Annotated in this window: 24 protein-coding genes and 1 pseudogene; 24 read left to right on the top strand and 1 reads right to left on the bottom strand. The window is 50.1% G+C overall.

Annotated features, from left to right (window positions below; all coding sequences use genetic code 11):
• The 3 genes and pseudogenes from tuf to bfr all read left to right on the top strand — a co-directional run.
• Positions 1-185: pseudogene (tuf, locus tag KE671_RS22375) on the top strand (elongation factor Tu); the annotation flags it as partial.
• Positions 186-365: 180 nt separating this feature from the next.
• Positions 366-560 (top strand): bacterioferritin-associated ferredoxin, encoded by a 195-nt coding sequence (bfd, locus tag KE671_RS22370; protein ID WP_206164773.1) that lies wholly within the window; start codon positions 366-368, stop codon positions 558-560.
• Between the two features lie 72 nt (positions 561-632).
• Positions 633-1109, top strand: coding sequence for a bacterioferritin (gene bfr / locus KE671_RS22365; RefSeq protein WP_042326254.1), 477 nt, complete (start codon positions 633-635; stop codon positions 1107-1109).
• Here the strand turns inward: bfr and KE671_RS22360 are convergent.
• Positions 1093-1575: a prepilin peptidase gene (locus tag KE671_RS22360; protein WP_206164775.1), complete on the bottom strand. Its 483-nt coding sequence runs from the start codon at positions 1573-1575 to the stop codon at positions 1093-1095. The genes bfr and KE671_RS22360 overlap by 17 nt on opposite strands.
• Positions 1576-1953: 378 nt before the next feature.
• Between KE671_RS22360 and rpsJ the strand changes: the two genes are divergently transcribed.
• The 21 genes from rpsJ to rplO all read left to right on the top strand — a co-directional run bounded on the left by rpsJ (position 1954) and on the right by rplO (position 11117).
• Positions 1954-2265, top strand: a complete 312-nt coding sequence (gene rpsJ / locus KE671_RS22355; protein ID WP_001181005.1) for a 30S ribosomal protein S10 — start codon at positions 1954-1956, stop codon at positions 2263-2265.
• Positions 2266-2297: 32 nt separating this feature from the next.
• Entirely contained in the window at positions 2298-2927 is a 630-nt protein-coding gene (rplC, locus tag KE671_RS22350) for a 50S ribosomal protein L3 (protein WP_206164772.1), read from the top strand.
• A 10-nt stretch (positions 2928-2937) separates the two neighbouring features.
• Positions 2938-3543 (top strand): 50S ribosomal protein L4, encoded by a 606-nt coding sequence (gene rplD, locus KE671_RS22345; protein WP_000424395.1) that lies wholly within the window; start codon positions 2938-2940, stop codon positions 3541-3543.
• Positions 3540-3842, top strand: coding sequence for a 50S ribosomal protein L23 (rplW, locus tag KE671_RS22340; protein WP_000617546.1), 303 nt, complete (start codon positions 3540-3542; stop codon positions 3840-3842). Before rplD ends, rplW begins: the two co-directional genes overlap by 4 nt.
• A gap of 17 nt (positions 3843-3859) precedes the next feature.
• Complete coding sequence (rplB, locus tag KE671_RS22335; RefSeq protein WP_000301864.1) at positions 3860-4681, top strand: 50S ribosomal protein L2; 822 nt, start codon at positions 3860-3862, stop codon at positions 4679-4681.
• 16 nt (positions 4682-4697) lie between these two features.
• Positions 4698-4976 (top strand): 30S ribosomal protein S19, encoded by a 279-nt coding sequence (gene rpsS / locus KE671_RS22330; protein WP_001138117.1) that lies wholly within the window; start codon positions 4698-4700, stop codon positions 4974-4976.
• 14 nt (positions 4977-4990) lie between these two features.
• The gene (gene rplV / locus KE671_RS22325; RefSeq protein WP_000447529.1) at positions 4991-5323 is read left to right on the top strand and encodes a 50S ribosomal protein L22; all 333 of its coding nucleotides are present in this window, start codon (positions 4991-4993) and stop codon (positions 5321-5323) included.
• A gap of 17 nt (positions 5324-5340) precedes the next feature.
• Positions 5341-6042: a 30S ribosomal protein S3 gene (gene rpsC / locus KE671_RS22320; protein WP_000529945.1), complete on the top strand. Its 702-nt coding sequence runs from the start codon at positions 5341-5343 to the stop codon at positions 6040-6042.
• 12 nt (positions 6043-6054) lie between these two features.
• Complete coding sequence (rplP, locus tag KE671_RS22315; RefSeq protein WP_000941208.1) at positions 6055-6465, top strand: 50S ribosomal protein L16; 411 nt, start codon at positions 6055-6057, stop codon at positions 6463-6465.
• Positions 6465-6656, top strand: coding sequence for a 50S ribosomal protein L29 (gene rpmC / locus KE671_RS22310; RefSeq protein ID WP_000644742.1), 192 nt, complete (start codon positions 6465-6467; stop codon positions 6654-6656). The genes rplP and rpmC overlap by 1 nt, the downstream gene beginning before the upstream one ends.
• Positions 6656-6910, top strand: a complete 255-nt coding sequence (gene rpsQ / locus KE671_RS22305) for a 30S ribosomal protein S17 (protein ID WP_002438707.1) — start codon at positions 6656-6658, stop codon at positions 6908-6910. The genes rpmC and rpsQ overlap by 1 nt, the downstream gene beginning before the upstream one ends.
• Before the next feature lie 162 nt (positions 6911-7072).
• Positions 7073-7444 (top strand): 50S ribosomal protein L14, encoded by a 372-nt coding sequence (gene rplN / locus KE671_RS22300; protein ID WP_000613954.1) that lies wholly within the window; start codon positions 7073-7075, stop codon positions 7442-7444.
• A gap of 10 nt (positions 7445-7454) precedes the next feature.
• The gene (gene rplX / locus KE671_RS22295) at positions 7455-7769 is read left to right on the top strand and encodes a 50S ribosomal protein L24 (RefSeq protein WP_015962742.1); all 315 of its coding nucleotides are present in this window, start codon (positions 7455-7457) and stop codon (positions 7767-7769) included.
• A gap of 14 nt (positions 7770-7783) precedes the next feature.
• On the top strand, positions 7784-8323 hold the full coding sequence (rplE, locus tag KE671_RS22290; RefSeq protein WP_001096206.1) for a 50S ribosomal protein L5: 540 nt from the start codon (positions 7784-7786) through the stop codon (positions 8321-8323).
• Positions 8324-8337: 14 nt separating this feature from the next.
• Positions 8338-8643: a 30S ribosomal protein S14 gene (rpsN, locus tag KE671_RS22285; protein ID WP_001118929.1), complete on the top strand. Its 306-nt coding sequence runs from the start codon at positions 8338-8340 to the stop codon at positions 8641-8643.
• 33 nt (positions 8644-8676) lie between these two features.
• On the top strand, positions 8677-9069 hold the full coding sequence (rpsH, locus tag KE671_RS22280) for a 30S ribosomal protein S8 (protein ID WP_000062611.1): 393 nt from the start codon (positions 8677-8679) through the stop codon (positions 9067-9069).
• A 12-nt stretch (positions 9070-9081) separates the two neighbouring features.
• Positions 9082-9615, top strand: a complete 534-nt coding sequence (gene rplF, locus KE671_RS22275; protein WP_012135817.1) for a 50S ribosomal protein L6 — start codon at positions 9082-9084, stop codon at positions 9613-9615.
• 9 nt (positions 9616-9624) lie between these two features.
• Positions 9625-9978 carry a 50S ribosomal protein L18 gene (rplR, locus tag KE671_RS22270; protein WP_000358956.1) on the top strand — a complete coding sequence of 118 codons (354 nt, stop codon included), beginning with the start codon at positions 9625-9627 and terminating at the stop codon, positions 9976-9978.
• Positions 9979-9992: 14 nt separating this feature from the next.
• Positions 9993-10496 carry a 30S ribosomal protein S5 gene (rpsE, locus tag KE671_RS22265; protein WP_000940121.1) on the top strand — a complete coding sequence of 168 codons (504 nt, stop codon included), beginning with the start codon at positions 9993-9995 and terminating at the stop codon, positions 10494-10496.
• 3 nt (positions 10497-10499) lie between these two features.
• Entirely contained in the window at positions 10500-10679 is a 180-nt protein-coding gene (gene rpmD, locus KE671_RS22260; RefSeq protein ID WP_001140434.1) for a 50S ribosomal protein L30, read from the top strand.
• A gap of 3 nt (positions 10680-10682) precedes the next feature.
• The gene (rplO, locus tag KE671_RS22255) at positions 10683-11117 is read left to right on the top strand and encodes a 50S ribosomal protein L15 (protein WP_001238917.1); all 435 of its coding nucleotides are present in this window, start codon (positions 10683-10685) and stop codon (positions 11115-11117) included.
• Positions 11118-11123: the final 6 nt, after the last annotated feature.

Genomic DNA, 11123 nt, shown 5'->3' with positions numbered 1-11123 from the left:
GTACAACTGACGTGACTGGCACCATCGAACTGCCGGAAGGCGTTGAGATGGTAATGCCGGGCGACAACATCAAAATGGTTGTTACCCTGATCCACCCGATCGCGATGGACGACGGTCTGCGTTTCGCAATCCGTGAAGGCGGCCGTACTGTAGGTGCGGGCGTTGTTGCTAAAGTAATGAGCTAATAATCACTTATTAGTTCTGCACTAAAAAGGGCGCTTCGGCGCCCTTTTTGCTGCCCGTTATTTGGCTTGTCACATTTCTTCGCAATTTTAACTCCGCTCCCGTTACGTAGTGAGAATTGTGCTATTGTAATCATAACTATTCTCATTTACACTTTGCGCAGAAATTGAACGGGAGCGATCATGTACGTTTGTTTGTGTAATGGTGTAAGTGATAAAAAAATTCGCCAGGCGGTACGTCAGTTTCATCCTCAATCCTTCCAGCAGTTACGCAAATTTATTCCTGTTGGAAATCAATGCGGTAAATGCGTTCGCGCGGCACGCGAAATCATGCAGGATGAATTAATGCAAATGCCAGAATTTAAAGAGATCGCCTGAGTCACACTCTTTTTTTTGACATCCCTGTAGCCCCATCTATGCTCTGGAGAGTGGAAGCGGAGGGACTATAAAATGAAAGGTGATGTTAAAATCATAAATTATCTCAATAAACTGTTGGGAAATGAGCTTGTCGCGATCAACCAGTATTTTCTCCATGCACGTATGTTCAAAAACTGGGGTCTGACACGCCTCAATGACGTCGAGTACCATGAATCCATCGATGAGATGAAACACGCGGACAAATATATCGAGCGTATTTTGTTTCTGGAAGGGATCCCGAATCTGCAGGATCTCGGCAAATTGGGGATTGGCGAGGATGTCGAAGAGATGCTGCAGTCCGATCTCCGGTTAGAACTCGAAGGTGCCAAAAACTTACGTGAAGCTATCGCCTATGCCGATACCGTTCATGATTATGTCAGTCGGGATATGATGATCGAAATCCTTGCCGATGAAGAAGGACATATCGACTGGCTGGAGACAGAACTGGATCTCATCTCGAAAATTGGCCTGCAGAATTACCTGCAGTCGCAGATTAAAGTGACCAGTTAATCACCCCAGAGGTGAAACGGTAATATCCGGTGATGAAACCCGCAGCTGCCAGAAATGGCCCAAAAGGCAGCGGGTTTTTTAATGCTGACTTTCCATAAACTATCCCCACGGCTACGATACCGAAACATCCCAGCAGCGCCGCCCAAAAGATTAAAAAAGGTAACGACATCCACCCATGCCAGGCACCGAGTGCGGCAAGCAATTTCACATCACCATAGCCGAGCCCTTCTCGTTTACGAACCAGCCGATAACTCCAGTAGATAAAGGCAAAGCCGACGTACCCGGCGATGGCGCCCCATACGGCATCGGCAAGTTGTGTCGGAATGATGTACAGATGAAAAAGGAGTCCGCCCCACAGTAACGGACAGGTAAACCGGTCTGGCAGTCGTCCGCTGCACATATCGCAGAAACTCAGAGACACAGACAATGCGGTATACAGCAGCATAAAGGGCAGGGTAGCAGATATCATGTCATCCTCCATCAACCATGGCGCTACTTTAAAGAAGGCTGATAAGGGAGCAACGCGTTGTTATAAATATTGAGGGACGTCTTCCAGCATATCCGCGGCGTTTCCTTCATAACCAAAAAGCCCGGAACCCTGTTCGCATTACGGCCGAAGTGATTAATATCTACGCGACACTTGCTTCAGACTGATATTTGCGTATAATGCGCGGGCTTGTCTTAATCGACGGCAGGTTCAATTTGAACCTCGGATAACCGATTTGGTTATCTAACAATGCTCCCAATCGGGGAGCTACGTAAGAACGGTTACACTCTCCCATCAATCGTAATGGGTCTGAGGAGTAATCATTTTCGTTTATAAAATAATTGGAGCTCTGGTCTCATGCAGAACCAAAGAATCCGTATCCGCCTGAAAGCGTTTGATCATCGTCTGATCGATCAATCAACCGCGGAAATCGTCGAGACTGCTAAGCGCACTGGTGCGCAAGTCCGTGGTCCGATCCCGCTGCCGACCCGCAAAGAGCGCTTTACCGTTCTGATCTCCCCGCACGTTAACAAAGACGCGCGTGATCAGTACGAAATTCGCACTCACAAGCGTCTGGTTGACATCGTTGAGCCAACTGAAAAAACCGTTGATGCTCTGATGCGTCTGGACCTGGCTGCCGGTGTAGACGTGCAGATCAGCCTGGGTTAATCAGGTCATCGAGCGATTGAGAGGTTGATACAATGATTGGTTTAGTCGGTAAAAAAGTGGGTATGACCCGCATCTTCACTGAAGATGGCGTATCTATCCCAGTAACCGTAATCGAAGTTGAAGCAAACCGCGTTACTCAGGTTAAAGATCTGGCTAGCGATGGCTACCGCGCTATTCAGGTTACCACGGGTGCTAAAAAAGCTAACCGTGTAACCAAACCGGAAGCTGGTCACTTTGCTAAAGCTGGCGTAGAAGCTGGCCGCGGCCTGTGGGAGTTCCGTTTGGCAGATGGTGAAGAATTCACTGTTGGTCAGAGCATTAGCGTTGAACTGTTTGCTGACGTTAAAAAAGTTGACGTAACCGGTACCTCTAAAGGTAAAGGTTTCGCAGGTACCGTTAAGCGCTGGAACTTCCGTACCCAGGACGCGACTCACGGTAACTCCTTGTCTCACCGTGTTCCGGGTTCTATCGGTCAGAACCAGACTCCGGGCAAAGTGTTCAAAGGCAAGAAAATGGCAGGTCAGCTGGGCAACGAACGTGTCACCGTTCAGAGCCTGGACGTAGTACGTGTTGACGCTGAGCGCAACCTGCTGCTGGTGAAAGGTGGTGTTCCGGGTGCGACCGGTTGCGACCTGATCGTTAAACCAGCTGTGAAGGCGTAAGGGGATAGCAATGGAATTAGTATTGAAAGACGCGCAGAGCGCGCTGACTGTTTCCGAAACTACCTTCGGTCGTGATTTCAACGAAGCGCTGGTTCACCAGGTTGTTGTTGCTTATGCAGCTGGTGCTCGTCAGGGTACTCGTGCTCAGAAGACTCGTGCTGAAGTAACTGGTTCAGGCAAAAAGCCGTGGCGCCAGAAAGGTACCGGCCGTGCGCGTTCAGGTTCTATCAAGAGCCCGATCTGGCGTTCTGGTGGCGTAACCTTCGCTGCTCGTCCGCAGGACCACAGTCAAAAAGTAAACAAAAAGATGTACCGCGGCGCGCTGAAAAGCATTCTGTCCGAACTGGTACGTCAGGATCGTCTGATCGTTGTCGAGAAGTTCTCTGTAGAAGCGCCTAAAACTAAGCTGCTGGCTCAGAAACTGAAAGACATGGCTCTGGAAGATGTGCTGATCATCACCGGTGAGCTGGACGAAAACCTGTTCCTGGCTGCGCGCAACCTGCACAAGGTTGACGTACGCGATGCAACTGGTATCGACCCGGTTAGCCTGATCGCCTTCGACAAAGTCGTAATGACTGCTGATGCTGTTAAGCAAGTTGAGGAGATGCTGGCATGATTCGTGAAGAACGTCTGCTGAAGGTGCTGCGTGCACCGCACGTTTCTGAAAAAGCGTCTACTGCGATGGAAAAAACTAACACCATCGTTCTCAAAGTTGCTAAAGACGCGACCAAAGCAGAGATCAAAGCTGCTGTGCAGAAACTGTTTGAAGTCGAAGTCGAAGTCGTTAACACCCTGGTTGTTAAAGGGAAAGTTAAACGTCACGGACAGCGTATCGGTCGTCGTAGCGACTGGAAAAAAGCTTACGTCACCCTGAAAGAAGGCCAGAATCTGGACTTCGTTGGCGGCGCTGAGTAAGTCGGAGGAGTAATACAATGGCAGTTGTTAAATGTAAACCGACATCTCCGGGTCGTCGCCACGTAGTTAAAGTGGTTAACCCTGAGCTGCACAAGGGCAAACCTTTTGCTCCGTTGCTGGAAAAAAACAGCAAATCCGGTGGTCGTAACAACAATGGCCGTATCACCACTCGTCATATCGGTGGTGGCCACAAGCAGGCGTACCGTATTGTTGACTTCAAACGCAACAAAGATGGTATTCCGGCAGTTGTTGAACGTCTTGAGTACGATCCGAACCGTTCCGCGAACATCGCGCTGGTTCTGTACAAAGACGGTGAGCGCCGTTACATCCTGGCCCCTAAAGGCCTGAAAGCTGGCGACCAGATTCAGTCTGGCGTTGATGCTGCAATCAAACCCGGCAACACCCTGCCGATGCGCAATATCCCGGTTGGTTCTACCGTTCATAACGTAGAAATGAAACCAGGTAAAGGCGGTCAGCTGGCACGTTCCGCGGGTACTTACGTTCAGATCGTTGCTCGTGATGGTGCTTATGTCACCCTGCGTCTGCGTTCTGGTGAAATGCGTAAAGTCGAAGCAGACTGCCGTGCAACTCTGGGCGAAGTTGGCAATGCTGAGCATATGCTGCGCGTTCTGGGTAAAGCAGGTGCTGCACGCTGGCGTGGTGTTCGTCCGACCGTTCGCGGTACCGCGATGAACCCAGTCGATCACCCACATGGTGGTGGTGAAGGTCGTAACTTTGGTAAGCACCCGGTAACTCCGTGGGGCGTTCAGACCAAAGGTAAGAAGACCCGCAGCAACAAGCGTACTGATAAATTCATCGTACGTCGCCGTAGCAAATAATTTTAGAGGATAAGCCATGCCACGTTCTCTCAAGAAAGGTCCTTTTATTGACCTGCACTTGCTGAAGAAGGTAGAGAAAGCGGTGGAAAGCGGAGACAAGAAGCCCCTGCGCACTTGGTCCCGTCGTTCAACGATCTTTCCTAACATGATCGGTTTGACCATCGCTGTCCATAATGGTCGTCAGCACGTTCCAGTATTTGTAACCGATGAAATGGTCGGTCACAAACTGGGTGAATTCGCACCGACTCGTACTTATCGCGGCCATGCTGCTGATAAAAAAGCGAAGAAGAAATAAGGTAGGAGGAAGAGATGGAAACTATCGCTAAACATCGCCATGCTCGTTCTTCTGCTCAGAAGGTTCGCCTTGTTGCTGACCTGATTCGCGGTAAGAAAGTGTCGCAGGCTCTGGATATTCTGACCTACACCAATAAGAAAGCGGCTGTACTGGTCAAGAAGGTACTGGAATCTGCCATTGCTAACGCTGAACACAACGATGGCGCTGACATTGACGATCTGAAAGTTACGAAAATTTTCGTAGACGAAGGCCCGAGCATGAAGCGCATTATGCCGCGTGCAAAAGGTCGTGCAGATCGCATCCTGAAGCGCACCAGCCACATCACTGTGGTTGTGTCCGATCGCTGAGACTCTGGAGACTAGCAATGGGTCAGAAAGTACATCCTAATGGTATTCGCCTGGGTATTGTAAAACCATGGAACTCTACCTGGTTTGCGAACACCAAAGAATTCGCTGACAACCTGGACAGCGATTTTAAAGTACGTCAGTACCTGACTAAGGAACTGGCTAAAGCGTCTGTATCTCGTATCGTTATCGAGCGTCCGGCTAAGAGCATCCGTGTGACTATTCACACTGCTCGCCCGGGCATCGTTATCGGTAAGAAAGGTGAAGACGTAGAAAAACTGCGTAAGGTCGTAGCGGATATCGCTGGCGTTCCTGCACAGATCAATATCGCCGAAGTTCGTAAACCTGAACTGGACGCAAAACTGGTTGCTGACAGCATCACTTCTCAGCTGGAACGTCGTGTTATGTTCCGTCGTGCGATGAAGCGTGCTGTACAGAACGCAATGCGTCTGGGCGCTAAAGGGATCAAAGTTGAAGTTAGCGGCCGTCTGGGCGGCGCGGAAATCGCACGTACCGAATGGTACCGTGAAGGTCGCGTACCGCTGCACACTCTGCGTGCTGACATCGACTACAACACCTCTGAAGCGCACACCACTTACGGTGTAATCGGCGTTAAGGTATGGATCTTCAAAGGCGAGATCCTGGGTGGTATGGCTGCTGTTGAACAACCGGAAAAACCGGCTGCTCAACCTAAAAAGCAGCAGCGTAAAGGCCGTAAATAAGGAGCGTCGCTGATGTTACAACCAAAGCGTACAAAATTCCGTAAAATGCACAAAGGCCGTAACCGCGGTCTGGCTGCTGGCGCGGATGTTAGCTTCGGCAGCTTCGGTCTGAAAGCTGTTGGCCGTGGTCGTCTGACTGCCCGTCAGATCGAAGCAGCACGTCGTGCTATGACCCGTGCAGTTAAGCGTCAAGGTAAGATCTGGATCCGTGTATTCCCGGACAAACCGATCACTGAAAAGCCGCTGGCAGTGCGTATGGGTAAAGGTAAAGGTAACGTGGAGTATTGGGTTGCCTTGATTCAGCCGGGTAAAGTCCTGTATGAAATGGACGGCGTACCGGAAGAGCTGGCCCGTGAAGCATTCAAGCTGGCAGCAGCGAAACTGCCGATTAAAACCACCTTTGTAACTAAGACGGTGATGTAATGAAAGCAAAAGAGCTGCGTGAGAAGAGTGTTGAAGAGCTGAACACCGAGCTGCTGAACCTGCTGCGCGAGCAGTTCAACCTGCGTATGCAGGCTGCAAGTGGCCAGCTGCAACAGTCTCACCTGTTGAAGCAAGTGCGTCGTGATGTCGCACGCGTTAAGACTTTACTGACTGAGAAGGCGGGTGCGTAATGACCGATAAAATCCGTACTCTGCAAGGTCGCGTTGTTAGCGACAAAATGGAGAAATCCATTGTTGTTGCTATCGAACGTTTTGTGAAACACCCGATCTACGGTAAATTCATTAAGCGTACGACCAAACTGCACGTACATGACGAGAACAACGAATGTGGTATCGGCGACAAGGTTGAAATCCGTGAATGCCGTCCACTGTCCAAGACTAAGTCCTGGACGTTGGTTCGCGTTGTAGAGAAAGCCGTTCTGTAATACAGTACGCGTTCTCAACGAATAAACGGCTCAGCGATGGGCCGTTTATTTTTTCTACCCATATGCAGGAACCGGTGTTATAATGCCGCGCCCTCGATATGGGGCTTTTTTAACGACCTGATTTCGGGTCTCAGTAGTAGTTGACATTAGCGGAGCACTAAAATGATCCAAGAACAGACTATGCTGAACGTCGCCGACAACTCCGGTGCACGTCGCGTAATGTGTATCAAGGTTCTGGGTGGCTCGCACCGTCGCTACGCAGGCGTAGGCGACATCATCAAGATCACCATCAAAGAAGCAATTCCGCGTGGTAAGGTCAAAAAAGGTGATGTGCTGAAGGCGGTAGTGGTGCGCACCAAGAAGGGTGTTCGTCGCCCGGACGGTTCTGTCATTCGCTTCGATGGTAATGCATGCGTTATTTTAAACAATAACAGCGAGCAGCCTATCGGTACGCGTATTTTTGGGCCGGTAACTCGTGAACTTCGTAACGAGAAGTTCATGAAAATTATCTCTCTGGCACCAGAAGTACTCTAAGGAGCGAATCATGGCAGCGAAAATCCGTCGTGATGACGAAGTTATCGTGTTAACCGGTAAAGATAAAGGTAAACGCGGTAAAGTTAAGAATGTCCTGTCTTCCGGCAAGGTCATCGTTGAAGGTATCAACCTGGTTAAGAAACACCAGAAGCCGGTTCCGGCTCTGAACCAACCAGGCGGCATTGTAGAGAAAGAAGCAGCTATTCAGATCTCTAACATTGCAATCTTCAATGCGGCAACCGGCAAGGCTGACCGTGTAGGCTTTAGATTCGAAGACGGCAAAAAAGTCCGTTTCTTCAAGTCTAACAGCGAAACTATCAAGTAATTTGGAGTAGTACGATGGCGAAACTGCATGATTACTACAAAGACGAAGTAGTTAATAAACTCATGACTGAGTTTAACTACAATTCTGTCATGCAAGTCCCTCGGGTCGAGAAGATCACCCTGAACATGGGTGTTGGTGAAGCGATCGCTGACAAGAAACTGCTGGATAACGCAGCAGCTGATCTGACAGCAATCTCCGGTCAAAAACCGTTGATCACCAAAGCACGCAAATCTGTTGCAGGCTTCAAAATCCGTCAGGGCTATCCGATCGGCTGTAAAGTAACTCTGCGTGGCGAACGCATGTGGGAGTTCTTTGAGCGCCTGATCACTATTGCTGTACCGCGTATCCGTGACTTCCGTGGCTTGTCCGCTAAGTCATTCGATGGTCGTGGTAACTACAGCATGGGTGTCCGTGAGCAGATCATCTTCCCAGAAATCGACTACGATAAAGTCGACCGCGTTCGTGGTTTGGATATTACCATTACCACTACTGCGAAATCTGACGAAGAAGGCCGTGCTCTGCTGGCTGCCTTTGACTTCCCGTTCCGCAAGTAAGGTAGGGTTACTGAATGGCTAAGCAATCAATGAAAGCACGCGAAGTAAAACGCGTAGCTTTAGCTGATAAATACTTCGCGAAACGCGCTGAACTGAAAGCGATCATCTCTGATGTGAACGCTTCCGACGAAGATCGTTGGAACGCTGTTCTTAAGCTGCAGTCTCTGCCGCGTGATTCCAGCCCGTCTCGTCAGCGTAACCGCTGCCGTCAAACAGGTCGTCCACATGGCTATGTGGGCAAGTTCGGGTTGAGCCGTATCAAGCTACGTGAAGCCGCTATGCGCGGTGAAGTACCAGGCTTGAAAAAGGCTAGCTGGTAATTGTCACCAATTGAATCACGGGAGTAAAGACAGATGAGCATGCAAGATCCGATCGCGGATATGCTGACCCGTATCCGTAACGGTCAGGCCGCGAACAAAGCTGCGGTCACCATGCCTTCCTCCAAGCTGAAAGTGGCAATTGCCAACGTGCTGAAGGAAGAAGGTTTTATTGAAGATTTTAAAGTTGAAGGCGACACCAAGCCGGAACTGGAACTGACTCTTAAGTATTTCCAGGGTAAAGCTGTTGTAGAAAGCATTCAGCGTGTCAGTCGCCCAGGTCTGCGCATCTACAAACGTAAAGATGAGCTGCCGAAAGTTATGGCGGGTCTGGGTATCGCGGTTGTTTCTACCTCTAAAGGTGTTATGACTGATCGTGCAGCGCGCCAGGCTGGTCTTGGTGGCGAAATTATCTGCTACGTAGCCTAATCGGAGGAAAAAATGTCTCGTGTTGCTAAAGCACCGGTCGTTGTTCCTGCCGGCGTTGATGTAAAAATCAACGGTCAGGTTATTACGATCAAAGGTAAAAACGGCGAGCTGACTCGTACTCTCAACGATGCTGTTGAAGTTAAACATGCAGATAATGCACTGACCTTCGGTCCGCGTGATGGTTACGTAGACGGTTGGGCTCAGGCTGGTACCGCGCGTGCCCTGCTGAACTCAATGGTTATCGGTGTTACCGAAGGCTTCACTAAGAAGCTGCAGCTGGTTGGTGTAGGTTATCGTGCAGCGGTTAAAGGGAATGTAGTAAACCTGTCTTTAGGTTTCTCACACCCAGTTGACCATCAACTGCCGGCAGGGATTACTGCAGAATGTCCGACGCAAACTGAAATCGTGCTGAAAGGCGCTGATAAGCAGGTAATCGGCCAGGTTGCAGCAGATCTGCGTGCCTACCGTCGTCCTGAGCCTTATAAAGGCAAGGGTGTTCGTTACGCCGACGAAGTCGTGCGTACCAAAGAGGCTAAGAAGAAGTAAGGTAACACTATGGATAAGAAATCTGCTCGTATCCGTCGTGCGACCCGCGCACGCCGCAAGCTCAAAGAGCTGGGCGCAACTCGCCTGGTGGTACATCGTACCCCGCGTCATATTTACGCACAGGTAATTGCACCGAACGGTTCTGAAGTTCTGGTAGCTGCTTCTACTGTAGAAAAAGCTATCGCTGAACAACTGAAGTACACCGGTAACAAAGACGCGGCTGCAGCTGTGGGTAAAGCTGTCGCTGAACGCGCTCTGGAAAAAGGCATCAAAGATGTGTCCTTTGACCGTTCCGGGTTCCAATATCATGGTCGTGTCCAGGCACTGGCAGATGCTGCCCGTGAAGCTGGCCTTCAGTTCTAAGGTAGAGGTGTAAGATGGCTCACATCGAAAAACAAGCTGGCGAACTGCAGGAAAAGCTGATCGCGGTAAACCGCGTATCTAAAACCGTAAAAGGTGGTCGTATTTTCTCCTTCACAGCTCTGACTGTAGTAGGCGATGGTAACGGTCGCGTTGGTTTTGGTTACGGTAAAGCGCGTGAAGTTCCAGCAGCGATCCAGAAAGCGATGGAAAAAGCCCGTCGCAATATGATTAACGTCGCGCTGAACAACGGCACCCTGCAACACCCGGTTAAAGGTGTTCACACGGGTTCTCGTGTATTCATGCAGCCAGCTTCCGAAGGTACCGGTATCATCGCCGGTGGTGCAATGCGCGCCGTTCTGGAAGTTGCTGGAGTTCATAACGTTCTGGCTAAAGCATATGGTTCCACCAACCCGATCAACGTGGTTCGTGCAACTATTGATGGCCTGGAAAATATGAATTCTCCAGAAATGGTCGCTGCCAAGCGTGGTAAATCCGTTGAAGAAATTCTGGGGAAATAAACCATGGCAAAGACTATTAAAATTACTCAAACCCGCAGTGCAATCGGTCGTCTGCCGAAACACAAGGCAACGCTGCTTGGCCTGGGTCTGCGTCGTATTGGTCACACCGTAGAGCGCGAGGATACTCCTGCTGTTCGTGGTATGGTCAACGCGGTTTCCTTCATGGTTAAAGTTGAGGAGTAAGAGATGCGTTTAAATACTCTGTCTCCGGCCGAAGGCTCCAAAAAGGCGGGTAAACGCCTGGGTCGTGGTATCGGTTCTGGCCTCGGTAAAACCGGTGGTCGTGGTCACAAAGGTCAGAAGTCTCGTTCTGGCGGTGGCGTACGTCGCGGTTTTGAGGGCGGTCAGATGCCTCTGTATCGTCGTCTGCCGAAATTCGGCTTCACTTCTCGTAAAGCAGCGATTACAGCCGAAGTTCGTCTGTCTGACCTGGCTAAAGTAGAAGGCGGTGTTGTAGACCTGAACACGCTGAAAGCGGCTAACATTATCGGTATCCAGATCGAGTTCGCGAAAGTGATCCTGGCTGGTGAAGTTACAACTCCGGTAACTGTTCGTGGCCTGCGTGTTACTAAAGGCGCTCGTGCTGCTATCGAAGCTGCTGGCGGTAAAATCGAGGAATAAGTAGCA

It is taken from the genome of Citrobacter amalonaticus (assembly GCF_018252635.1).
Lineage (GTDB): Bacteria > Pseudomonadota > Gammaproteobacteria > Enterobacterales > Enterobacteriaceae > Citrobacter_A > Citrobacter_A amalonaticus_E.
Note: the sequence above shows the minus strand (reverse complement) of the source record. Positions and strands in the feature narration are given on the sequence as shown.